At 56.8% G+C, this 22,270-nt stretch carries 20 protein-coding genes and 4 pseudogenes; 12 read left to right on the top strand and 12 right to left on the bottom strand.

Annotated elements, in window-relative coordinates; all coding sequences use genetic code 11:
- Positions 1-7 precede the first annotated feature (7 nt).
- Positions 8-901 carry a tRNA pseudouridine synthase A gene (locus RSAL33209_RS09355; protein WP_012245516.1) on the top strand — a complete coding sequence of 298 codons (894 nt, stop codon included), beginning with the start codon at positions 8-10 and terminating at the stop codon, positions 899-901.
- A gap of 35 nt (positions 902-936) precedes the next feature.
- On the opposite strand, the gene RSAL33209_RS17545 is transcribed toward RSAL33209_RS09355, so the two are convergent.
- The 4 genes and pseudogenes from RSAL33209_RS17545 to ypfJ form a co-directional block, all read right to left on the bottom strand.
- Positions 937-1,302, bottom strand: coding sequence for a hypothetical protein (locus RSAL33209_RS17545; RefSeq protein ID WP_041684640.1), 366 nt, complete (start codon positions 1,300-1,302; stop codon positions 937-939).
- 50 nt (positions 1,303-1,352) lie between these two features.
- A pseudogene (locus RSAL33209_RS09345) lies at positions 1,353-2,618 on the bottom strand (IS3 family transposase).
- A 64-nt stretch (positions 2,619-2,682) separates the two neighbouring features.
- Positions 2,683-3,120: pseudogene (locus RSAL33209_RS20045) on the bottom strand (phosphatase PAP2 family protein); the annotation flags it as partial.
- Positions 3,121-3,407: 287 nt separating this feature from the next.
- Positions 3,408-4,298, bottom strand: a pseudogene (gene ypfJ / locus RSAL33209_RS09330) (KPN_02809 family neutral zinc metallopeptidase); the annotation flags it as partial.
- An 81-nt stretch (positions 4,299-4,379) separates the two neighbouring features.
- Between ypfJ and RSAL33209_RS09325 the strand changes: the two are divergent.
- The gene (locus RSAL33209_RS09325; protein ID WP_012245512.1) at positions 4,380-5,792 is read left to right on the top strand and encodes an AMP-binding protein; all 1,413 of its coding nucleotides are present in this window, start codon (positions 4,380-4,382) and stop codon (positions 5,790-5,792) included.
- A complete protein-coding gene (locus RSAL33209_RS09320; RefSeq protein ID WP_041685518.1) occupies positions 5,773-6,891 on the top strand; it encodes a thiolase family protein in 1,119 nt (372 codons plus the stop codon). Before RSAL33209_RS09325 ends, RSAL33209_RS09320 begins: the two co-directional genes overlap by 20 nt.
- Here RSAL33209_RS09320 and RSAL33209_RS09315 read toward each other — a convergent pair.
- From RSAL33209_RS09315 to RSAL33209_RS09305, 3 genes are read right to left on the bottom strand one after another with little or no spacing between them, the layout of a single operon-like run.
- Positions 6,888-7,478 (bottom strand): CbiQ family ECF transporter T component, encoded by a 591-nt coding sequence (locus RSAL33209_RS09315; protein ID WP_244862345.1) that lies wholly within the window; start codon positions 7,476-7,478, stop codon positions 6,888-6,890. The genes RSAL33209_RS09320 and RSAL33209_RS09315 overlap by 4 nt on opposite strands.
- Positions 7,479-7,529: 51 nt before the next feature.
- Positions 7,530-8,282 carry an energy-coupling factor ABC transporter ATP-binding protein gene (locus tag RSAL33209_RS09310; protein ID WP_012245509.1) on the bottom strand — a complete coding sequence of 251 codons (753 nt, stop codon included), beginning with the start codon at positions 8,280-8,282 and terminating at the stop codon, positions 7,530-7,532.
- Complete coding sequence (locus RSAL33209_RS09305) at positions 8,282-8,899, bottom strand: biotin transporter BioY (protein ID WP_012245508.1); 618 nt, start codon at positions 8,897-8,899, stop codon at positions 8,282-8,284. The genes RSAL33209_RS09310 and RSAL33209_RS09305 overlap by 1 nt, the downstream gene beginning before the upstream one ends.
- A 360-nt stretch (positions 8,900-9,259) precedes the next feature.
- On the opposite strand from RSAL33209_RS09305, the gene RSAL33209_RS09300 reads away from it, so the two are divergent.
- Together RSAL33209_RS09300 and RSAL33209_RS09295 are read left to right on the top strand one after the other, a co-directional pair.
- Positions 9,260-12,208: an alpha/beta fold hydrolase gene (locus tag RSAL33209_RS09300; protein WP_145962067.1), complete on the top strand. Its 2,949-nt coding sequence runs from the start codon at positions 9,260-9,262 to the stop codon at positions 12,206-12,208.
- A gap of 250 nt (positions 12,209-12,458) precedes the next feature.
- Positions 12,459-14,057 (top strand): ABC-F family ATP-binding cassette domain-containing protein, encoded by a 1,599-nt coding sequence (locus RSAL33209_RS09295; RefSeq protein WP_012245505.1) that lies wholly within the window; start codon positions 12,459-12,461, stop codon positions 14,055-14,057.
- Between the two features lie 22 nt (positions 14,058-14,079).
- Here RSAL33209_RS09295 and RSAL33209_RS09290 read toward each other — a convergent pair whose 3' ends face one another.
- Genes RSAL33209_RS09290 through RSAL33209_RS09280 form a run of 4 tightly spaced genes read right to left on the bottom strand, consistent with a single transcriptional unit; the run spans position 14,080 to position 16,121 of the window.
- The gene (locus tag RSAL33209_RS09290) at positions 14,080-14,556 is read right to left on the bottom strand and encodes a YbaK/EbsC family protein (RefSeq protein ID WP_012245504.1); all 477 of its coding nucleotides are present in this window, start codon (positions 14,554-14,556) and stop codon (positions 14,080-14,082) included.
- Positions 14,546-15,481 carry an SURF1 family cytochrome oxidase biogenesis protein gene (locus RSAL33209_RS09285; protein WP_012245503.1) on the bottom strand — a complete coding sequence of 312 codons (936 nt, stop codon included), beginning with the start codon at positions 15,479-15,481 and terminating at the stop codon, positions 14,546-14,548. The genes RSAL33209_RS09290 and RSAL33209_RS09285 overlap by 11 nt, the downstream gene beginning before the upstream one ends.
- Complete coding sequence (locus RSAL33209_RS17085) at positions 15,481-15,720, bottom strand: hypothetical protein (protein ID WP_012245502.1); 240 nt, start codon at positions 15,718-15,720, stop codon at positions 15,481-15,483. The genes RSAL33209_RS09285 and RSAL33209_RS17085 overlap by 1 nt, the downstream gene beginning before the upstream one ends.
- The gene (locus RSAL33209_RS09280; protein ID WP_012245501.1) at positions 15,717-16,121 is read right to left on the bottom strand and encodes a DUF3099 domain-containing protein; all 405 of its coding nucleotides are present in this window, start codon (positions 16,119-16,121) and stop codon (positions 15,717-15,719) included. The genes RSAL33209_RS17085 and RSAL33209_RS09280 overlap by 4 nt, the downstream gene beginning before the upstream one ends.
- 220 nt (positions 16,122-16,341) lie before the next feature.
- Here RSAL33209_RS09280 and fabG point away from each other — a divergent pair, with 220 nt between their 5' ends.
- Together fabG and RSAL33209_RS09270 are read left to right on the top strand one after the other, a co-directional pair.
- Entirely contained in the window at positions 16,342-17,064 is a 723-nt protein-coding gene (gene fabG, locus RSAL33209_RS09275; RefSeq protein ID WP_012245500.1) for a 3-oxoacyl-ACP reductase FabG, read from the top strand.
- A gap of 46 nt (positions 17,065-17,110) precedes the next feature.
- Positions 17,111-17,854 (top strand): SDR family oxidoreductase, encoded by a 744-nt coding sequence (locus RSAL33209_RS09270; protein ID WP_012245499.1) that lies wholly within the window; start codon positions 17,111-17,113, stop codon positions 17,852-17,854.
- A 36-nt stretch (positions 17,855-17,890) separates the two neighbouring features.
- On the opposite strand, the gene serB is transcribed toward RSAL33209_RS09270, so the two are convergent.
- Complete coding sequence (gene serB / locus RSAL33209_RS09265) at positions 17,891-18,781, bottom strand: phosphoserine phosphatase SerB (RefSeq protein ID WP_049758951.1); 891 nt, start codon at positions 18,779-18,781, stop codon at positions 17,891-17,893.
- Between the two features lie 64 nt (positions 18,782-18,845).
- Between serB and RSAL33209_RS09260 the strand changes: the two genes are divergently transcribed.
- From RSAL33209_RS09260 to RSAL33209_RS09240, 5 genes and pseudogenes are all read left to right on the top strand, one after another.
- Positions 18,846-19,634: an ABC transporter ATP-binding protein gene (locus RSAL33209_RS09260; RefSeq protein WP_041684638.1), complete on the top strand. Its 789-nt coding sequence runs from the start codon at positions 18,846-18,848 to the stop codon at positions 19,632-19,634.
- 7 nt (positions 19,635-19,641) lie between these two features.
- Positions 19,642-20,440 (top strand): annotated as a pseudogene (locus RSAL33209_RS09255) (sulfite exporter TauE/SafE family protein).
- Positions 20,441-20,450: 10 nt separating this feature from the next.
- The gene (locus RSAL33209_RS09250) at positions 20,451-21,281 is read left to right on the top strand and encodes a TrmH family RNA methyltransferase (RefSeq protein ID WP_041684637.1); all 831 of its coding nucleotides are present in this window, start codon (positions 20,451-20,453) and stop codon (positions 21,279-21,281) included.
- Positions 21,282-21,290: 9 nt separating this feature from the next.
- Complete coding sequence (locus RSAL33209_RS09245; protein WP_041684636.1) at positions 21,291-21,749, top strand: peroxiredoxin; 459 nt, start codon at positions 21,291-21,293, stop codon at positions 21,747-21,749.
- Positions 21,750-21,917: 168 nt separating this feature from the next.
- A complete protein-coding gene (locus tag RSAL33209_RS09240) occupies positions 21,918-22,172 on the top strand; it encodes a type B 50S ribosomal protein L31 (RefSeq protein WP_012245493.1) in 255 nt (84 codons plus the stop codon).
- Positions 22,173-22,270: the final 98 nt, after the last annotated feature.

The raw sequence follows: 22,270 nt of genomic DNA, 5'->3' as shown, positions 1-22,270 counted from the left end.
TGAGCTTATGCTCGATCAGGAACCCACCGAACCCCGTAAAGGGGGCGGTGGGTTCCTTCGTTTAAGGCTTGATCTAGCTTATGACGGTGCGCCGTTTTCCGGCTGGGCCTTACAGCCTGAGCGTTTGACAGTTCAGGGCGTTCTGGAAGATTCGTTGGCGATGATATTGCGTCGATTGGTACGAGTCACTGTTGCCGGGCGCACAGACGCTGGCGTGCATGCGCGCGGTCAGGTGGTCCATGCAGAATTCTACCCGCATGAGTGGGAGCAAATAGCGCGCAGGAGCACTGCCAGCCCCGAGGAGGCAGTGTTACGCCGATTGCGCGGCGCGTTGTCCCGGGTTCTTGGTGAGCAGACCGGTGCCGTGGTGGTGCATTCTGTTCGTCCTGCGGAACCTGGATTCGATGCCAGATTCTCCGCCCTCTGGCGGCGTTACAGTTATCACATTGCGGATCGGCCTGCGCAGTGGGACCCGGTACAGCGTCAGATGACCTGGTGGCACAAAACTGAGCTCGACGTCGAACTCTTGAATTTGGCGGTACAGCCGCTATTGGGCTTGCAAGACTTCAGAGCTTTCTGTAAGCCGCGTCCCGGCGCGACAACGGTCCGAGAGCTACAGCGGCTGGAATTCAGCAGACAGCCTGACGGGACGATCAAGGTCGCCGTCCAGGCTGACGCGTTTTGCCACAATATGGTCCGGGCGCTCATCGGTTCAGCGGTGCAGGTTGGCAGCGGCGAACAGAGCCCAGACTGGCTAGCCGAACGTCTGGCGATCAAAGTTCGCGACGCAAAATCTGGGCTGGCGCCACCCCATCCCTTAGTTTTGGAAGAAGTACATTATCCGAAGGGTGCGGATCTGCTGATTCGAGCGGACATGACTAGGGCGCGGCGGGAACCATAAGATCCCGTCCGCGCCCCAAGGTCGTTGGCGCTAATTTAGCGTGTGCCGGGCAGTGCATGATTTCGAGGCTTACGGATGCCGCGAATGACGAAGGCTCCGGTGCCGATAAATGCAGCCGCGATCACCAGAAAGAGCGCGATCTGCGAGCCGGTGGTGGCCAAGGAGTTTTCGTTGCCCGAACCCGAGTTATTGGCCCCGTTACCGACGACGGCGGCACCACTCGGAGTTGAACCTGAGTCGCCAGGGGTAGTGACCGGTTTCGTCGGTTCAACGCCGGGTTTCGGATCGCCAGGAGGTGTCAGTGTGCGATCTAACTTGAGGGCGTCGGTCACGGTGAAGAACATGTCTGTCTGATCGGTCAAACCAACAACGTTTGCCGCTCCTGGGCCGTAACCGGCCACCCGAAGCTGAGTACAAGATATGAATCGCCCCGGTGTGTCCGGAGGGTTTCTCAGACGATGAGCCTGTCGGCGGCTGCCGTGCTCTGGTAGTGATTGTAGTAGTGGTTTTCTAGCTCTACTGGTGGGATGTCTCCGCAGTACTGGTAGAGCCTTCGGTGGTTGTACCAATCGGCCCATTCAGCGGTGCCGATTTCGACTTCTTCTAGAGTCCGCCAGGGCTTGCCGGGTTTGATCAGCTCGGTCTTATAAAGCCCGTTGATGGTTTCCGCCAAGGCGTTGTCGTAACTATCACCCACAGAACCGATCGAGGGGCGGATACCGGCCTGGGCCAGGCGTTCGGTGAAGGCCAAGGAGGCGTATTGAGCCCCGGCATCGTGATGATGAATCACCCCGGAAATCTCAGCCCCGGCCCGTTCACGACTCCAGATTGCCTGATTAACTGCGTTGAGCACTAGCACGGTGTTCATAGAAGCACTCGCTGACCAGCCCAGGATCCTCCGAGAGTAAGCATCGATCACGAAGGCAACATAGACCCACCCGGACCAGGTCGAAACATAGGTGAAATCATCTACCCATAGCCGATCCGGTGCCGTTGGTGTGAAATCACGGCGGACCAAGTCCTTCGCTCGGGCCGCCTTCGAGTCTTTGATCGTGGTGCGTTTGACCTTGCCACGGACCGCACCCTGTATGCCAAGTAACCCCATGAGCCGTTCTACCGTGCACCTGGCCACCGGCACACCTTCACGGTTCATCGCCAACCAGACTTTCCTGGTGCCGTAAACCCCGTAATTAGCGGCATACACCTTCTGGATCACGGGCTTGAGCACCTCATCACGTTGTTCTCGGTGAGATCGTGTTTTATCCACCCATTCGTAGTACGTGGACGGGGTGGTCTTCACCCCGTCCCAGTAAGCACCTGGCAGATCGACTCGACACCCCACCGCAATCCATTATTCTCGCGGTGACCGGCATGGTCCTTGATGTATTTCACGATCAGTGTTGTGGCGATCGAGTTCGACCGCGAAAAAAGCTGAAGCACTCCGAAGGATCGCGTTCGCCCGTTTCAGCTCAGCGTTCTCACGCCGTAACCGTTTCAGCTCGGCCGATTCCGTGCTCGTTGTTCCAGTTCTAGTACCAACATCGATCTCGGCTTGCCGGACCCATTTACGCACCGTTTCCGGCACACCCACACCCAAAAGCTGGGCAACTTTTTGCATCGCCGCCCACGCCGAAGACGCACCCTCCATCTCCGCCACCATGCGCACCGTACGATCCTTCAACTCCTGCGGATACCGTGTCGTAGTTTTCCCTGCCATGTCCTGATCCTCTCAAACAAGAAAGTCTCCGGACACACCGGGGCGATTCACCGTGATATCCCAGATACAACCGGCTGATAGCTACAGCAAAGATGCCAAGTGCGGCCAGCGCGATTCCTATCGACGTGCGCAGCCGCGAGCTGCCCCGTGAAAGCAACAAATAGGCCAAGACCAGGAAGAACACCGTTGCGACCAAAGTATGTCCAGACGGGAAGGAATGGTTGTCGTCTGGCCCGAGCAGCATCTCGGCGACTGGCGGGCGATTGTGTGTGATGACGCTTTTGATCACAAAGGTCAGCAGCACGGTGACCACCATGGCCCCGGCTAACAGCAACGGTCGCCAAAGTTGTTTACGCCAGACCGCCCAGAAGACGGCTAAGGCAATCACTATCAGTGGGAGCACAGTGGGTGCTGAAACCTCAGTAATGACGGTAAATATCGCGGTAGCGAACGCTGAGCGATTGGCAACAAACAAGCCGTGGTCGGCACCGTCAGCGGTCATGGAGATTCCGGAAAATACAAGTATAGCGATCGCGGCGAAGGCCAGCAGGCCAAGACTGATCGCTGAAATTCCTAAGATTTTGATACCTCTGCGATGCAGCGGCCCAGTATCGGCGGGGTTGTGCAGCCCGCGCCGAATCCAAATGACAAAGGCGCTGTGCTGCGAAGAAACTGAACTCATCCGAATATTCTCCGGCAACAGGCTATGCCTGAGCTGAGCGCTGAGTGGTGTGCCAAGATCCGCTTGTAGGGATGCGGCCTAGTTAAGGCTGTGCCGGTGCAAAGGTATTTGTTAATATCGCCGCTTTGGTAGCCAGCGGTGAGCCATTTTTGCCGTTGTGCGCTGGAACCGTGCGTCCAAGATTCTGGATTAGTTCGTCCCGTTGCCGCTTTCTGAATCCGATCGTCGCCCACCGATGAAGCTGCTGATAGCGCGTCGGCCAAGTCCTTTTGCGTCGATTGGGCCAAGAACGGCTGCCCGCTTTGCGGGTCCTTGGTGGTGGAGGCATCACGCATCCAGATACCGGCGTAGCAATCAGCCTGTAGCTCGACTCGAACTGAACCGGAAGCGGGGCCTTGCGGATCGTTTTGGGCATTGCCGATACTACCCAGAATGTCTTGAATGTGGTGGCCAAATTCGTGCGCGACGACGTATTCCTGCGCGAGCTGACCGCCAGAGGAACCAAACCGGTCGACAAGTTCTTGGAAGAAGGCCGGATCGAAGTAGGCTTTTTTATCGCCTGGGCAGTAGAACGGCCCAACTTCGGTGCTGGCTGGTCCGCAGGCGGTGTTGGTGCTGCCGCTAAAGATGACGGTTTTGATTGGCGTATAAGTTGCGCCGACCTGCTTGAGGTAACTGGGCCAGAAGGCATTGAGGCTATTAGCGGTCGCGGTGATCCGGCAATCGAGCTTCTTATTGGCGTCGGCTCCGGTCTTGCATTGATTAGCCGCACCGTTGCTTGCTGGAAGCTGTTCCTGTTGGGTCTGCCCGCCGTCGAGCGCGCCGACAATGCCATTGAGCAGCCCTGAGTTGATGCCAAAATAGCCGCCGATCAAGAGGATCAAGGCGCCGCCGATGCCGATTCCGGCTTTTCCGCCACGGCCCATACCGCCGCCGCTGGAGCCGCGGCGATCTTCGACTTGCGACGGGTCAAGTTGGGCACCTTCATTGAAACTCATGAAATAAGAATAGCCACAGCTAATGCACAGCAGGTGTTTTCCCCACCGTATTCGGCATACTGAGCCTTAGGATAGTCTCCGATGCCTTTCTTAAGTCGGCTCCAGCACTGGGCTGCTATTGCGCCCGCCCGGCTAGCCGTCGTCATCGGCGATTCTTCAATCAGTTACGCAGAACTTGTTACGCAAGCGCAGACCTTGCTTCCTGCAGAGTCCTTGCTCACGACGGTGCAACAGCGTAATTCCGTGCAGGCGGTCTTTAAGATTGTTGCGGGAGTTGCTGGGCACGGACGAATCTCTGTTCTAGATCCCAGCTGGCCGCCAACGGTGACAGAGTCAGTCCAGCAGCATTTGTCCGACGTTCTGGATCAGTTCCCGGCCGAAGATCTAGCTACTGAACTCATTGACGGACCAGCCAACAGTGACTTCCTGATTGGGCTCACCTCGGGAACCTCGTCGACGCCTAAAGGTTTTTCCCGTGATCGTGGCTCTTGGCAGCGTTCCTTTGAGCCTGGAATTGAAGTATTCGGTTTACGCGAAGCAGAGCATGTGTTGGTACCTGGACAGCTGGCGATGAGTCTGAATCTTTACACGCTCGCCGAATGCCTCTACGCGGGCGCTACTTTTCACAGCATTGAAGAGTTCGACGTCGCAAAAGTCTTCGAAGTGCTAGATCAGTATCCGGTGCAGCGGCTGGTGCTGGTGCCGACTATTCTGGGCATGCTGGCCCGGCGCGCCGCTTCTACTGGGCGGCAAGACGCGGTGCAGACGGTTATTTGCGCCGGCTCAAAGCTGGAACCGGCTGCTGTGCAAGCGGCCCAAAACTGGTTACCTGAGGCGAAAATTTTTGAGTATTACGGGGCATCAGAACTGGGATTCGTTGCTTCGCGTTGCCTAGATGGAGCTGCCGACCCTGAAAGCACGATAGTTGGCCAGGCCTTTCCCTGCGTCGAACTAGCAATTCGTGATGAAGCAGACGCCGAATTGCCGGCCTGGGTACCGGGCACCATCCACGTCAGAAGCGCTTTGGTGAGCAATGGTTATCTTTGGGGCGGCGACGGCGAGGGGTTTGAAAAAACTTGGCAATGGTGCACGGTGGGGGACCAGGGCTATCTTAGCGACGCTGGCGTCTTGCATTTCCTTGGCCGTCGATCGGACATGTTGGTGAGCTCCGGACATAACGTTTATCCGCACGAAATTGAGCATGCATTATTGAATCTGCCAGGCATCGAAGCGGCGGTGGTTGCCGGAATTCCGGATGGGATTCGGGGCAAGCGCATTGTTGCTGGTGTCTTGCCGGCCAATCGCTTCGCGGAATCCGCATTGACTAGCCGTGCTCTTCGCCAAGCGGTGGCAGACGTTTTGGCCGAGTATAAGCTTCCGGGACTGTATTTTCAGCTCACCGAAATGCCAGTGGGTTCGAGCGGCAAAATTAATCGTGGCTTGTTTGAACAGTGGATTGCTGCTGGAGATGCACGTGTCCGAAGGATCAGCTGATCGCACCCCGGTAGTCGTTGCCGTGCGCCGGACGGCGTTTGGTAAAGTCACCGGCATTCATCGGTCGTTACGAGCTGACGAACTATTGGCTCCCGTGCTCAAAGAGCTAGCCGTCGGCGTGGTTCCCGACGATGTCATCATCGGAAACGCAATTGGCGCGGGTGGAAACTTGGCTCGGTTGGCGGCGTTGCGCGCAGGGTTAGGCAATGAAGTTCCTGGCGTCACGGTGGATAGACAGTGCGGCTCCGGGCTGGAAGCGATAATCCAGACTTGTCGGCTAATCCAGGCTGGCGCCGGGTCGGCTTATTTGGCTGGCGGCGTGGAAAGCATCAGTACCGCACCAGGCAGGGCAAACCGGATGGCTGACGGCTCGTGGGAGTTTTTCACCCGGGCCAGATTTTCACCCGAGGAACTTGGCGATCCGGATATGGGGGTGGGGGCAGAAAACGTGGCTACTCACTTTCAGATCGCTCGGGAACGCCAAGATGCCTTCACCGAACGAAGTCATTTACGCACATTGGCGAGTCAGGCGGCAGGCAAGTTTACTGACGAGATTATTGGCGATTATCAGGATGAATGCCCGCGCAGAGGCCTCAAGGCATCGCTCTTAGCAAGGTTTCCGGCCGTTTTCGTGCCCGGCGGTACTGTGACGGCCGGAAATTCTTGTCAGGACGCCGACGGCGCTGCTGCCGTCTTGATGGTCTCGAAACAGCGTGCCATTGAGCTGGGGTTCAATGCCGGGCTGGAGTTTTTGTCTGCAGCAGCAGCTGGCGTTGATCCAAACTTGCCAGGAATTGGCGCAGCCGCGGCAATCCAAGCCCTCGGCGGAGTTCAGCACGCAGCGCGGGTTGAGATTACCGAGGCCTTTGCTGCCCAAGCGCTCGCCTGTGCGGATCTGATGGGCGTTGCCGAGCAGGACATCAATCTCGATGGCGGTGCTTTAGCCTTAGGACACCCCTATGGCGCCTCCGGCGTATTGCAGGTGATCAGAATCTTTAAGCAGTTGCAAAAGTTGCGTGCGGGGACGGAAGGTCTTGCTGCCATGAGTATTGCTGGCGGTATGGGACTTGCCTCGCGGTGGCGCTGGCAAGAATTTTAGTCGCCCAAGCCTCGCGCGGCCAAGGCCTCCCCGGTGCTTTGCGCTAGCGCAACGGTGGCAACAACGGTGGGAAGCGCATGCGCTCGAATTGAGCGATCCAATCCACGAGCTTTTGCAGCTTCGTGTACGTCAGCATAGGCGCCAATTAAGTAGGGAATGCTGCGGAACATAATGCTGACGGTGAGCGCGAATTTTTCTTGATCTACACCGAGTCTGCGGAATGGCTGTACCAGCGTTGAGAGCCCGTCCAGCACTGCTTGGACCGGCGTGGTGAGGCTGAGTAGCGCGGCAGCATAGACGCAACTGAGCAGCACCAGCGCAAGGTTTGCCGCCACTGGCAAACCTTCGCCGAATCCTTTTACCCAGAACTGGTAGCCGACCAGGAACAGCAAGATTAGCCAGAGCAATTTCAGCGGGCTCAACAGCGTGCGTAGTGGAAGCTTGGCGCTGGGATAACACAGCAAAATCAGGGCGAGCAAGATCAGCAGGGGTAACCAACCTGGTGGCCAAAATACCGGTAGCAAATAACTGAAGGCGCCGATCGCAGCCATAGCGAGAAGTTTGAGCAAATACGGTGTGCGATGCAACCAGGAATTCCGGGGGAGATACTGACCGATCAAAAAATTGTGGCCGCGCATCTAGCTCACCGGCCCTTTGCGCGGCGCGTTTGCCTCGGCGGCCGTCCGTTGACGGTACTTCTCTATTCCTGCTGTGGGCTCGCCGTCGTAAGCGATGTGACCGTTAGCAACCCAGAGCAGCCGGTCTGCTTCGGCCGCGAGTTCTAGATCATGGGTGGCCATGACGATTTGGAGATCTAAAGCTGCCAAAAGCTGACGTAACCGATAAGTATTTGCCAGGTCTAACAGCGTCGTCGGTTCGTCTAAGACCAGAATTTCCGGCTCGACGGCGAGCACGCTGGCGAGCGCAACGAGTTGGCGCTCACCGCCAGAAAGCGAGTACACGCTTTGATCGCCGAGTGCGCTGAGACCAAACCGATCCAGCCAAGCCTCCGCGGCGGCGCGGCGGTCAGCCTTACCGGGATGTTTACGTCGAAGCGAAAGTTCAATGTCTTCCAGAGCGGTCGGCATCACCAGCTGGGAGAGTGGGTCGGTGAACATGAAGCCAACCCGCCGCCGCACCGCTGGACCTTCGCGGACAGTATCTAAACCATTGACGCTTACCGTGCCAGATGTGGGATGAATCAAACCGTTGAACAGTCGAAGAAGCGTTGATTTTCCAGATCCATTGGCGCCGATGACTGATACTCGTTGCTGCGGCAAACTCAAGGAAATTTCAGCGAGCAACTCAATTTCATTCGCGCTGCCACCTGGGCCGCGTTGACTTTCGACGGCTGGGACACGGACGCTGACGCCGGTTAGTTCGATGGTCATTAGCGACGGCGTATCAGGTTCGGGAATGCCCGATGCAAGCTGAGTGCAATGATCACGGCCAGCACAATCTTAAGGATGTCTCCTGGGACGAAGCGCAGATCAGTGAGCACTGCGACGTCGAAAGCCAATTTTCCGTTAATCGCCATACCGATGATGCCAAGCAAATGATTCAAGACCATCCCAGCCAAGCCTGCGACGCTAAACCAAAGCGCACGTTGGCGCAGGCCGCGCCGGAGGATCAATGCCGCAATCGCGCCGACCAATGCCGAGGCAAAGGGGAAGCTCAGCAGATAGCCGGCGCCTGGTCCAACCAGAACTGCTAGACCGCCGCGAAAGCCCGAGAAGATGGGCAGGCCTAGTAAACCCAGCAGGGTGTACAACCCCACGGCCGCAAAGGCTCTGCTGGCACCCAGCAGTAAGCCGGTTAGTGTGACGACTAGGGTTTGCAAAGTTAGTGGAACACTCAGGACGTTGCCGATCTGAATTGGCGGTACGACCGCGCTCACTACTAAAAGGGCAGCAAAAACCGCGATCAGCGAAAGGTCTTGGCCGCCCCAGCGCTGACGAGTTTTCAGTTGCGGCGTGGTCACAGTGCCGCTGACTGCACTTTTGCTCATAAAGGTCTCCTGTGGTCTTTCACTATTAAATCAAGCACGGTTTCCGTGCCGGTATAAGCAGAGGGGATTGCCTAGCTTCCGCGCCTGGCGGCTACAATTGAACAGGGTTCAATTGTAGCCGCCAGATACTTAGATTCTGTGAATCGAGCTAATTGCGACGCATTCTTGTTAGTGACTTGTTACAAGCATTGACCTCTGATCCATAACACGGAATGATCTTGCTTCGGGGTCTTCACTTTATGTATTTGTGATGTTGGAATCGATTCCACCTTCATCTGTGATCATCCGCAGTCGGCTCCATCGATCAAATCGCTCCGCCCACAAGGCGGACGTGAACCACGCGAACCATTGGGAGAGTTCTTGAAGAAAATAGTGCCTGCCGGCCTTGTCGGCCTTGTCTTAGCGTCGGTGAGCATGCTCTCCGGAGCCACCGGTGCAGCTGCCGCCCAGGAGACACCGTCCGCGACCATTCCGCCTGCGATTCAGGCCACTTCGGCAAAAGATACGCTTTTCGGTTACCGATCCCAGTTGATCGTGCCCGAATTCGCACCAGAAGCGCCCACCCCGGCCGCGACTCAGGATGCAGGTGCAAAGCGACTTCCTCTCGATCCAACTGATCCGGTCATTCAAAATGAAAAGATGCCGGCAGACCAAGGATTGTTGCCGAGCGCCAAGCAGTTCGCAGTGCCAGAAGTCGCCGGTTCGTTTAAGTTCACGGCTCCGGCACCGGGCGGACAAAGCACCGGAGCGGTTCCTGCCGGGCTCAGCGATTTCTATGCGCAAAAAGTCAATTGGGGTTCATGCGCTGGGTTCTCGACGAGCCAGACTATGGACATCATCCAGGGCATCATTGATTCTGGGCCGGCTGGGCTGGCACGAATTGAAACTGCCTACGGTGCACCAGGTTTGGCAAAAGACTGGGCCGGGATGAATTTTAGCTGCGCCTACGTCGCAGTTCCCGTTGACTACACCAAGCCGAATGGTCCGACTGCGGCGATCGCAGTGGCTAAAGCGTCAACCGGTCTCGGTTCGAATGGAAAGCCGAAGCACGCGCTCTTTGGTAACGCAGGTGGGCCAGGTCAGCCATCTTTGCCCTTCAGCGTGCAGTGGGCTGCCCAATACCGAAGCTCTTTGACTGACTACGACATCATTGCGCCTGATACTCGCGGTGCAGGTGCGTCGCTGCCGCAGATCCGTTGTGCAACTAACAAATTCTTACAGGCGCAGTCTGAAGGCGTCGATGGCCTTGCCAGCACTCCAGAAGGATTGGCAAAGCTCGATCAGATTAACAAGGCTAATACCGAAGCTTGCTATACCAACACCGGCTTGGGCTTCCTCAACCCGGACGGCACTGCTTTCAGCTCTGAAAGCTACCTGCCCAAGGTGAGCGTTGATGACGAAGCTCGGGATATGGATGTTATCCGGTCAATCCTCGGCAACGAGAAACTCAGCTACCAGGGTGGTTCTGATGGAACCGGGGTAGGATACACCTATGCGCAGGAATTCCCCGAAAGCACGCGGGCGATGATCTTGGACTCTCCTGAGAATCCCTTCGAAAACAATCCTGCTGAAGCCGCTAAATTCCAAGATATTACCGGCACGCCTAAGGCAGATCCGTACTCGCAGAGTAAGGGTTTTCAAGACACCTTTTACCAGTTCGCGGCCAAATGTGCCACGGATAATGGCTTCGATTATGCCGGCGCGAAGGTGCCTTGTGCACTTGGAACGGACGCAGATCGCACGAAGTTGATTGCTGCCTACCAAGCAATTTCACAAAAAGCCTTCGGTGCGACCACTTACTTCAGTGATTCGCTGAATCGTCCACTGAGTTTCAAAGACTTTACGCAAGCCACCACGGGCGCCTTGTACGGGTCTCGGAACTGGGCGAAACTGAATGCTGGCCTGGCGGCCGCAAAAGACGGCAAGGACGTCAAAGACCTATTGGGCCTCAGTGACAGCTACTACAGCTGGGACGGCAAGAGTAATTATCCGTTCTTCGTTGTGGCTACCTTCCCGACTATTGCCTGCCAGAACTTCACCGCCGACGCGACCGACATCACCGCAAAAGGCGAATATGCAGCGGCGCCGTTCAAAAATCCGGGAAATGATCCAGTATCAGGCGTTCAACGTGATGGCTTAGACAGCAAATTTGGCTGGTGCGATTTCTACCACACTAAGAATCAGAAAGCTAAGGCTCAATCGGTCAAAGCCCTGCCGAACATTCTTGTCGTGGCATCTTCACATGATCCAGCAACCCCGTACGTTGGTGGCGTCGTGATGGCTAAAGGTCTTGGCGCTACATTGCTAACCGTGGAGAACCCGCAGCACATTGCCTTGGGTCAAGGAATCGATTGCGCTGATGCTATTGCGGACGCGTATTTGAAGACGCTCACCGTGCCGACCAATATTCCGGGCAAAACCGGAATGCAGGTTCTCGACCTCAGTCAACGACCGATCGACCCAACCACCAACACGAACATCGTTGGCGATGAGTGCCGGGTAGACCCGGGCAACCGATCCGTTCCGGCAATTGCCGCAGCTAATGCACTTGTTGGAGCTACCGAACCGGTGCAGATCACGGTTAGCGGACTGGTTCGGGGCGCAGCCTACAAGTTTGATCTCGCGAAAGCCGACGGTACTGAGGTCGGCACCGATGCGGCGAGCAAGCAGTACCAAGCGGATGCGAATGGCGACCTTTCTATCCCCTTGACTCTGCCTGCATCGGCAACTGCCGGGCAGTACTCGCTCAAGCTGGGCGGAACTGAGGATGTCAACGCTAAAATTGCGGTTGCGCCGGGTACCTTGACGTTGACGAAGGCGCCGGTCGATTTGAAGGTAGCAAAGAGCACGCTCGTGGCGGGTGCCGATCAGACGATCACCGGCACCGGCTTCGAAGCTAATGCCAAGCTCGCCTTGGTGCTGCACTCGACGCCGGTTGACCTTGGCGGCGTCACGACAGATGCCAAGGGGGCGTTCAGCAAGACCTTCACCGTTCCGGCAGATTTTGAAGCTGGCGCACACAAGGTGCTTGTTACTGCCGCAGACGGCACCGCTTTCGAAGCGGCCTTCCAGGTCACGGCTAAATCCGTAGAACCAGTCATCGTGCCGACAGGCAATGGTGGCGTTGCCGCCGGAAACAATCCAGCAGCCGGGGGCGTTGACGCCGCAGCGACTAATGGCGACTTGGCAAATACCGGAGCCAACGGTCTGCTGACCTTTGGCGGAATTGGTGCTGGCGTGTTGCTTCTTGGCGCCGTGGTACTGCTGACCGTTCGACGTCGTCGGAACGTGGCGCCTTCGGAAAGCTAGCAAGATCCAACCGGTGATTACGGCAGTGAGCTGACATTCATCGGGTTCACCAAGTGGAGACTCCCTGATCTCGCAGGGGGTCTCCACTTGTGTTTTACCTAGCTTGCCTGCAGCGCGGCCAAGACAGCGTAGACTGGATGAGCTTCTGCTTGCCTCGGATTGCGAATGCGATTTATCCGCGGGCCGGAGCTTCACTGGCGAAAGGCAAACCAGAACAATGACCTTTCCCTGAACTTAAGGATTCAATGCTGTGATCACCGTCCAAGACCTAGAGCTGCGCGCTGGCGCTCGTCTGCTCATGGACGAAGTGTCCTTCCGAATCGACAAAGGCGACAAGATCGGTCTGGTTGGCCGTAACGGCGCCGGAAAGACCACGCTGACTCGTGTGTTGGCGGGGGAGGGCCTTCCTGCTGCCGGGAAAGTCACTAGAAGCGGCGAGATTGGCTACTTGCCGCAAGATCCGCGCACGCCAGATATGGAACAACCAGCGCGGGACCGTATCTTGGCGGCCAGGGACCTCGACAAAGTGGTCACCAAGCTGCGCACCGCAGAAGCGGATATGGCTTCTGAAGACACTAAAATCCGCGATAAGGCGATGGCTCGCTACGACCGGCTTGAACAGGAATTCCTGGCGAACGGCGGCTATGCGGCTGAGTCCGAAGCTGCCGCGATCTCCTCGAACCTTGCGCTGCCAGAGCGAATCCTTAATCAACCGCTACGCACGCTTTCCGGTGGTCAGCGCCGACGCGTCGAGCTCGCCCGAATTTTGTTCTCCGGTGCCGAAACCATGCTTCTCGACGAACCGACAAACCACTTGGATGCAGACTCGATCACCTGGTTGCGTGACTTTCTCAAAGGCCACCAGGGCGGACTAATCGTGATTAGCCACGACGTCGAACTGCTGGAAGCGACCGTCAACAAGGTCTTTCATTTAGACGCCAACCGGGCCACGATCGACCAATACAACCTGGGTTGGAAGAAATACCTGGAGCAGCGCGAAACCGATGAGCGAGCCCGCAAGCGCGAGCGCGTCAACGTAGAGAAAAAAGCCTCCGTGCTGATCGACCAAGCGAATAAGATGCGCGCTAAGGCCACGAAGGCTGTTGCCGCGCAGAACATGGCCCGGCGAGCCGAGCGGATGCTGGCTGGCTTGGCCGAGGAACGCACTTCTGATCGGGTAGCGGCACTTCGTTTCCCAGATCCCGCGCCCTGTGGCAAGACACCGCTGACGGCAGAAGGACTGAGCAAGTCTTACGGCTCACTGGAAATTTTTACCGATGTAGACCTCGCAATCGACCGGGGCACCAAAGTGGTTGTGCTGGGCCTCAACGGTGCTGGTAAGACGACGCTGCTGCGGATGCTTGCCGGTGTAGATAAGCCAGATACCGGCAAAGTCGTGCCGGGCCACGGCTTGAAAATCGGCTACTACGCACAGGAACACGAAACTCTGGACACCAATCGCAGCGTGCTGGAGAACATGCGGTCTTCCGCACCAGAACTCCGCGATGCCGAAGTTCGGGGCATCTTGGGTTCATTCTTATTCTCTGGTGACGACGTTGAGAAGCCAGCTGGCGTGCTCTCCGGCGGTGAAAAGACTCGGTTAGCCTTGGCCACCATTGTGGCTTCGAGTGCGAACGTTTTGCTGCTCGATGAGCCGACTAACAACCTGGACCCCGCTAGCCGTCAGGAAATCCTCGGTGCGCTGCGAAATTACACTGGTTCCGTGGTGTTGGTTAGTCACGATGAGGGTGCGGTTGAAGCGCTCAATCCGGACCGAGTCGTATTGCTACCAGATGGCGTTGAAGATCACTGGAGTGAAGACTACCTGGATCTCATTACGCTGGCTTAATTTATCTCAGCCAGAATCGGCCCTAGCGCACCTGCAATGGCTGCGCTGTGCTGATTCGAACCAGCTCCTCATAACTGATGGAGAACATCGACAAATGGTCGCCAGCGCCCGCCCAAAGCAGCGGATGCTCGGCCAGCGCTACGTCAATAATGGTCCGAATGGGTGTTGGATGTCCCACTGGGGCCACGCCGCCCACGTGCTGGCCAGTATGTTCGAAAACAAAGGCCGGGCTGGCTCGCCGAATCTTTTCGGTACCCAAAAGCGCCGCGACTAAGGCGGTATTGACCCGAGCGGCGCCACTGGCCAAAATCAACAGTTGACCGCCTTCGAGGTCGAAGATCAAGCTGTTCGCAATCGCGCCAACGGGGCAGCCAAGCGCTTTGGCCGCCGCTTCAGCAGTGGGGACGCCGTCGTCTAGCGTGACAATGCTGTCGGGGACGCCAGCTGCGAGCAGAGCAGCGCGTACCGTATCGACCGGGCTTGACTCGTTATCGCTCACGAAGCGATTCTTTCATCGGTGTACGTCCGCCTTCAAAGCCTTGGGCGTCCAGAATCGAATCTTCCTCTTCCCCGGCACTGGGCCGACGGCGAGACTGGTTCTTTTTTGCCGCGCGCAGGGTGCTTTGCAATGACGTTTGGAAAGCTGAACTGCGGCCCAAACTCTCCTCTTCCTCCTGCAAACGCCCCTCGGCTTCTAAACGATTGAGACGTGATTGTTGCCTCGCGACGTAGCCGTAGCCAACGAAGAAAAGCACACCAAAAGCACACCACTGCATGGCATACGAAAGGTTCGGACCCTCGTCAATGCTGGGCATCACAAATCCAACCGGGTTCTGCGTCGCAGTGGGAGATTCTGAGGCCATTTGCAAGTAGGCGCCGGTGAGTATTGGATAGTTCAGTTGCTGGGCATAGCCGGGTAAATAGATTGACGCGATTTGGCCTTCGGGTGCGCCACGAGCCACTTGCGGCTCGCCAGGCTTCAACCGGCCGACGACGGTGACGGTACCGGTGGCTGGGGCCGGCACAGAATCTGGTCGGCCAGCTTCTTGATCGCCAATTGGCAACCAGCCGCGGTCAATAATCACCGACTCGCCTCTCAGCAGTTTGAACGGCACGGCAACTTCATATCCCGGTTGTCCGTTGAACGGTCGGTTACGAACTACGCGTTGGCCGCTCAGGTCGTAACTTCCGGTCAGACTGACTTGGCTCCATTCTTTGGCCTTGTCGAATTGGCTAAATAGCGGTCTTGCCGCCGCAAAGCTCATCGGCGTCGCCGAGTAATTCGTATTGATGCGGGTAATGTTCTGCACCACTTCGGCACGCCGATCCAACTGCCAAATTCCCAGCCCGGCGCAAACTGCAGCAAAAAAGGCGGCCAGCGCCAAGTAACCGAGCCACTGCCGGCTAAAGAGAAAGCGATACATCAGCTAGCTACCTCCGGCTGGAAACGGACAGTGTCTCGGAAGAATCCCCGAACACTGAGATAGTCCTCAAGCCAGGCTCGATGTTCATCGCAGGCTAGCCACACTTTGAGTCGGTCTGCCGTGTGAACTTTGGGATTATTCCAGCGAATACTCCACTGTGCTGCCTGCCGGCATCCTTTACGGGCGCATTGCGTTGTTCCCGGAGTTTCGGGGTTGCCCAGGCTGTCCAAAAAGCTCATTGAGCGCTGCCCTTGGCTTGACTGGTGCCGCTCACCGGGCCGTCGTCGTCGGGAATGACCTTGCCTTGCAAGATGACGGATCCTTCAGCTGGTGCAAGATTAGGCTCGGAAAGCTCAGCCTGGGGCGCGTGGTCAAGCAGCGCGTTTTCGTTGGGGTCTGACGTGTCCCCGCCACCATTGGCAATGACTACTGCGATCCAGGGCAAGAATACTGCGCCAATGATCGGCACAATTTTCCACCAGCCATCGAGGAAGAAAACCAAAACCAAGCAGACCATGCGAATGCCCATAGCGATCGCGTATTTGATCATCCTCGAACGCATGTCATCGCTATGCGAGGTATGCGCTGTGGTGATGTTTGCCACATCACAGTCTTGACCCAAAGTCTGATGTTTGTTCATGCGTCTGTTTGACCTGTTTTTCCCGACAGCTGAAATTCTCAGCGTTGTAGAAAACCTCCAAGTCCATTCTCGCACCGCGAGCTGAAGGCACCAAACATCGAAGTACTGTGGCCAACAAAGCTTGGCGTGTACGGACGCCGTTGTGCTCATAAGCCGATAAGATTCTAGGCGGACACGCGATTTTTCATCATAGATTTTCTGAACAGAGACGAGGGCACAGGTGGCCGAGCCGATAAGCGGACGTAGCGTATTAGTGACTGGTGGCAACCGGGGGATCGGTTTGGCTATTGCTAAGTCCTTCCTGGCTAATGGCGATAAGGTCGCGGTGACCTACCGAAGCGCCGGCGAGCTGCCAGAAGGCATCTTGGGCGTACAGGCCGACGTCACCGATGAGGCCAGTGTCGACGCAGCATTTCTAGCGGTTGAAGCCGCGCACGGCCCAGTTGAAGTTCTCGTGGCCAATGCCGGCATTACCAAGGACACGCTGTTGCTCCGGATGAGCGAAGATGACTTCACCTCAGTTCTCGACACCAACCTGACTGGCGCTTTCCGGGTTATCAAGCGCGCTTCACGAGGGATGATCAAACTGCGCAAAGGTCGAGTAGTGCTGATTTCCTCAGCGAGCGGACTGCTTGGCGCTCCGGGGCAGATCAACTATTCAGCGTCAAAAGCAGGCATGATCGGAATCGCGCGTTCGCTCACTCGTGAGCTTGGCTCGCGAAACATCACCGCGAATGTGGTGGCGCCCGGCATGATCCGCACTGATATGACCGATGAACTTTCGGACGAGATGAAGAAGAATTATTTAGCCTCCATCCCCGCTGGCCGTTTCGCCGACGCCTCCGAAGTGGCCGACGTCGTTCGCTGGCTTTCCAGCGATGAGGCCGCCTATATTTCCGGTGCCGTCATCCCGGTCGATGGTGGCCTTGGCATGGGCCACTAGGCTCCCGAAATCATTGAAGAAAAAGGCTACTGAAGGAAGTTCTAAGATGGCAGATTTGAATGGAAAGACCGCGCTAGTCACTGGATCCTCGCGCGGAATCGGCGCTGATGTGGCTAAGTTCTTGGCAGCTGATGGGGCAGCCGTCGTGGTGAATTATCGGCAAAAAGCGCCGCGTGCGAACAAGGTAGTAGCCGAAATCGAGGCTGCCGGTGGCAAAGCAGTTGCCGTTGGCGCAGATTTAACCTCAGCCGAGGACGTGCAGTCTTTGGTAGACGCTGCATTGGATAACTTCGGTGGGCTTGACGTTTTGGTGCTCAACGCCTCTGGTGGCATGGAAACCAACATGGGCGAAGATTACGCGCTCAAGCTCAACCGAGATGCCCAAGTAGCAATGCTCAAAGCTGCTACAGCTGTTATGCCGTCTGGATCACGCGTGGTTTTCATCACTAGCCACCAGGCGCACTTCGTCAACCAAATTAGTTTCATGGACGCTTACGAGCCAGTTGCGCGAAGCAAGCGTGCCGGTGAGGACGCATTGCGTGAGCTGATCCTCGGTCTGGAAGCCAAAGGTATTAGTTTCGTGGTGGTATCCGGCGACATGATCGAAGGCACAATTACCGCGACGCTTTTGGACCGTGCGCAGCCAGGGGCAGTTGAAGCGCGCCGTGCCGAGGCGGGCAAGTTGTTCACTGTGGCCGAGTTCGCAGCTGAAGTGGCAAAGGCAGTCACTTCCGACGTGCCAACTGGCCATACCGAATATGTCGGCGGAGCTGCTTCGTTCTTGAAATAACGCAGCTGGTTAATCGCTCTAACCAGTTCGCTGGAACTAGTGAATGCCAGCGAGCTCTAGAGCCAAATCTAATCGCCAGATAGCTGCATCGGCAGCTTCTCGGACTGCCGGTTTTGCGTTGTAAGCCAAGCTCAACCCTGCTGCTGCCATCATGTCGAGGTCATTTGCGCCGTCGCCGATGGCGATCGTTGCCGCTAAGGGAATGCCTTCCGTCTCACCCCAGAGACGGAGGGCTTTTTCTTTGGCCGCTCGATCAATCACGTCACCAAGAACTCGGCCGGTTAGTTGGCCGGAAACTATTTCAAGCTCATTGGCCGCAGCGTGATGCAGGCCCAATTGCGCGGCGAGCGGATCGAGAATTTGGGTAAAGCCGCCAGAAACAGCAGCTACCTTGTGCCCGTTGGCAACCGCAGCACTGACTAACCGCTCAGCACCGGGCGAAAAACGTATTGCAGCTTGCACCTCGTCAAGTACGGTCTCCGGTAAGCCCGCAAGCATAGCCACTCTCGCATGCAAGCTCTGCGCAAAATCTAGCTCTCCGCGCATTGCCGCCTCGGTAACATGACGCACCTCGGTCTCACGACCGGCGTATGAAGCCAAGAGTTCAATGACTTCTTGCTGGATAAGCGTCGAATCAACGTCCAACACAAAGAGCTTCGGCTGACTGCTGCGCAAAGTTGCCGGAACTAGCGAAATTTCAAGCTGCTCAGCTGGCGTTGCCTCGGCAATCGTTGCCGAGAGCGCTAGGCGTAGTCCCTGCCGATCCGCAGTCTTGACATCGATGGCATAGCCCGAATAATCAGGGCTACTAAACTTCCGGGCGGCTCCGACGATTGCACCAAAATGGCGAATTTCGTCGAGAAAGGGCTCCGGCAGTAAGTAATTGGTTGCTGAGGTGTAACAGAATGCAGTAAATAGTGCTGGCATGGCTTCTAGTCTACTGAGCAGTACGGTTCGCGTTCGATGTATGAAGTGGCCTAATGTCATGGTTATGGGTGATGTTCTCGAATTGGCTTCCGTGCGGGTTGTACGCGGCAAAACGACCTTATTGGATGATGTTTCTTGGCGCATCAAAGAAGGCGAACGATGGGTGGTTTTGGGCCCCAACGGCGCCGGCAAAACGACGCTTTTGCAGATAGCGGGCGCCAGGATCCACCCGACGTCCGGCGTTGCAGGCATCCTCGATGAAGTGCTTGGGACCGTTGACGTCTTTGAATTGCGTCCCCGGATCGGCCTAGCCTCCGCTGCTTTGGCCAAGCAGATTCCAGAACACGAGAAGGTGCTCAACGTGGTGGTCACCGCGGCATATGGCGTGACGGGTCGCTGGCGCGAGAACTATGAGCGCGATGACGAACGACGGGCCTTTGGGCTTTTGAATGCCTGGGGGATGTCCACTTTCCTCAACCGACCGTTTTCTTCCTTGAGCGAAGGTGAGCGCAAACGGGTACAGATCGCCCGGGCGCTCATGACGGACCCGGAATTATTACTTTTGGATGAACCGGCCGCCGGACTGGATCTTGCTGGCCGGGAGGATTTGTTACGCCGGCTTAGCCTGCTTGCGCATGATGAAGACGCTCCGGCAATGGTTTTGGTTACCCATCACCTCGAAGAGGTACCGCCGGGCTTCACCCATGCGATGTTGATGCGCGACGGCGGCGTGGTTGCGCAGGGACCGGTGGCAGAGGTACTGACTGAAGAACACTTATCTGCAACCTTTGGGCTACCTTTGACGATTAGCCGCCAAGACGGTCGGTATAGCGCCGTCGCTCGACAGAGCTGACCTCGCAGTGGAATTTTGGCATGGCGCGATCATCGCGCTGGCCGGGTTGTGGGCTGGCACGATCAATACCGTTGTCGGTTCGGGCACCTTGGTGACGTTTCCGGTTTTGGTCGCCCTAGGCTACCTACCGGTGACGGCTTCGATCTCCAATGCCACTGGGCTAGTGGCGGGCAACGCTTCTGGGGCCTGGGGTTACCGAAAAGAACTCAAAGGACTTGGCGGCCAGGTACTGAAGCTGCTTCCGGCTTCGATGCTGGGCGGCATTATTGGCGCCTGGCTGTTGCTACATTTACCGGCGAGCGTTTTCGCCGTTGTAGCACCGATTCTGATTGTTGTGGCGCTGATCATGGTGATTTTCCAGCCAAAGCTACAGCGTTGGATGGCCGCCCGCCGAGAGGCCGCGAAGACCCCCCCCGAGAGTAAAGCTAAGAGCCACTCAGTACTCTTGACCGTGCTGGTTTTTCTGGTTGGCATTTACGGCGGTTATTTCGTCGCCGCGCAAGGCATCTTACTGGTGGCCATTTTCGGCATCTTGCTCAGCGGCACCATGCAAGCAGCCAACGCGATGAAGAACGTCTTAGTCCTCGGCGTGAATGTCGTCGCAGCGCTGTCTTATCTGAATTTTTGCTTTTGATCGAATCGCCTGGCCGGTAGTTGCCGTGATCGCGGTTTCTTCGTTGATCGGTGGCTACATCGGTTCCAAGGTTGGCCGGAAACTCAAACCGATTGTGCTGCGTGCTTTCATCGTGCTGCTTGGTGTAGTGGCGCTCTACTTTATGGTCGGCAAGCTGCTGGGCTGGGCCTAAGGGGTTGAGCATGATCATTCAGCTATCGAGTGCTGCTGATGAGCGGGTCAAAGATTACAGCAAGCTCACCGACACTCAGCTGCGTCGCAGTGTAGAAGCTGAGCAGGGCTTATACATCGCAGAGAGCTCGAAAGTTCTTCGGCGTGCGCTAGCTACCGGGCACCAGCCGCGGTCGTTTTTTATGGCAGAAAAATGGCTGGAAAGTTTGGCCGATGTCTTCGAGGCGTATCCGGATATTCCGGTCTATTGCGGTTCAGATGCGGTGCTAGAAGAGATCACCGGATTTCATTTGCACCGTGGCGCCTTAGCCGCGATGAACCGACCCGAGCCAATTGACTTTGTCAGCCTATTGTCCGGTGCACGCAGAGTGGCAGTGCTGGAAGACATTGTTGATCACACTAACCTGGGCGCGATTTTTCGCTCGGCAGCGGCTTTGGAAATTGATGCGGTACTGATTTCGCCGCGTTGCGCCGACCCGTTGTACCGACGAAGTATCAGAGTCAGCATGGGGGCTGTCTTTCAAGTCCCGTGGGCGCGGTTGACGCAATGGCCCGAAGACTTGTCAAAGCTGAAGAGTGCGGGTTTCAGCACAGTTGCACTGGCTTTGGAACAAGATTCGATGACCCTGGATGAGCTCGCAACTAAGCTGCCTGAGCGATTAGCGCTGATTTTGGGTACTGAGGGGGAGGGGCCGAGCGCGCCGGTACTCGCCGAAGTCGACCAAACGGTGATGATCCCGATGAGCGGCGGTGTGGATTCGCTGAACGTGGCGGCGGCCTCGGCGGTAGCGTTCTGGGCGGTTAGATCTGAAGCTCAGCGCGTGCACAGCGCCTCGCGGTAGTCTGTGCCCATGCGCAAAGGTGATCTAGTCCAAGACTTTGAACTGCCCGATCAAACCGGTGAACTGCGAAAATTGAGCTCATTGCTGGCCAACGGACCGGTGGTGCTTTTCTTTTATCCGGTCGCAATGAGTGGCGGCTGCACCAAAGAGGTTTGTCACTTCCGGGATATCGACGCGGAGTTCAAAGCCCAGGGTGCGCAACAGGTTGGTATTAGCCGGGATAGCGTGGAGCGCCAAGCCGAATTTGCGCAGAAAACTAACACTGAGTATCTGCTACTCTCGGATGCCGAAGGTGAAGTGGCGGAGGCTTTCGGTGTCAAGCGTTACCTACTTGCCAAGGCCTTGCCGGTCAAACGGGCCACCTTTGTGATTGATAGCGATTTTCGAGTGCTGGATGTGATTTCCAGTGAAACGGATATGAACGGGCACGCGGATCAGGCACTCGCGGCGCTGAAGGCGCGCGCCTAACAAGCTGTTCGACAGCGAATTCACCATTTGGCGTCAAGCACGGTAAGCTTGATTGTTGGTCTGTGCGGTTTTGACGTGTCGTGAACACCTCAGAATCTGGCAGCAACTCCTATCCGTGTAGCACCGGGGCTGGCAAAATCCAGGCCCACCCTAGAATAAGGCATAAACGTGAAAAGCGATATCCACCCGAAGTACGAAGCAGTTGTCTTCAACGATTTGGCCTCTGGCGCCAAGTTCCTCACTCGCTCGACGGTCTCCTCTGACAAGACCATCGAATGGGAAGACGGCAAGACTTACCCGGTCATCGACGTCGAAATCTCCTCCGAGAGCCACCCGTTCTACACCGGCAAGCAGCGCATCATGGACAGCGCTGGCCGCGTCGAGCGCTTCAACGCACGCTTCAAAGGCTTCGGCAAGAAGTAATTCTTCTCAAGCCAATCGAAAGGGCCGGAACACCAGATGGTGTTCCGGCCCTTTCGATTGGCTTGAGAGGGTCTCCGCGGGTGCGAGTTAGGTGCTTG

The organism is Renibacterium salmoninarum ATCC 33209, assembly GCF_000018885.1.
GTDB classification, from domain to species: domain Bacteria; phylum Actinomycetota; class Actinomycetes; order Actinomycetales; family Micrococcaceae; genus Renibacterium; species Renibacterium salmoninarum.
The sequence above is the reverse complement of the archived record's forward strand: the minus strand, read 5'-3'. Positions and strand labels throughout refer to the sequence as shown.

Coding starts and splice junctions, on each gene's coding strand:
- RSAL33209_RS09245 (WP_041684636.1), top strand. CDS start 21,291: ATGCGCAAAGGTGATCTAGTCCAAGACTTTGAACTGCCCGATCAAACC.
- RSAL33209_RS17085 (WP_012245502.1), bottom strand. CDS start 15,720: ATGAGCTTTTTGGACAGCCTGGGCAACCCCGAAACTCCGGGAACAACG.
- RSAL33209_RS09305 (WP_012245508.1), bottom strand. CDS start 8,899: ATGAGCAAAAGTGCAGTCAGCGGCACTGTGACCACGCCGCAACTGAAA.
- RSAL33209_RS09270 (WP_012245499.1), top strand. CDS start 17,111: ATGGCAGATTTGAATGGAAAGACCGCGCTAGTCACTGGATCCTCGCGC.
- RSAL33209_RS09280 (WP_012245501.1), bottom strand. CDS start 16,121: ATGAACAAACATCAGACTTTGGGTCAAGACTGTGATGTGGCAAACATC.
- RSAL33209_RS09310 (WP_012245509.1), bottom strand. CDS start 8,282: ATGACCATCGAACTAACCGGCGTCAGCGTCCGTGTCCCAGCCGTCGAA.
- RSAL33209_RS09325 (WP_012245512.1), top strand. CDS start 4,380: ATGCCTTTCTTAAGTCGGCTCCAGCACTGGGCTGCTATTGCGCCCGCC.
- RSAL33209_RS09285 (WP_012245503.1), bottom strand. CDS start 15,481: ATGTATCGCTTTCTCTTTAGCCGGCAGTGGCTCGGTTACTTGGCGCTG.
- RSAL33209_RS09260 (WP_041684638.1), top strand. CDS start 18,846: ATGGGTGATGTTCTCGAATTGGCTTCCGTGCGGGTTGTACGCGGCAAA.
- RSAL33209_RS09355 (WP_012245516.1), top strand. CDS start 8: ATGCTCGATCAGGAACCCACCGAACCCCGTAAAGGGGGCGGTGGGTTC.
- serB (WP_049758951.1), bottom strand. CDS start 18,781: ATGCCAGCACTATTTACTGCATTCTGTTACACCTCAGCAACCAATTAC.
- RSAL33209_RS09250 (WP_041684637.1), top strand. CDS start 20,451: ATGATCATTCAGCTATCGAGTGCTGCTGATGAGCGGGTCAAAGATTAC.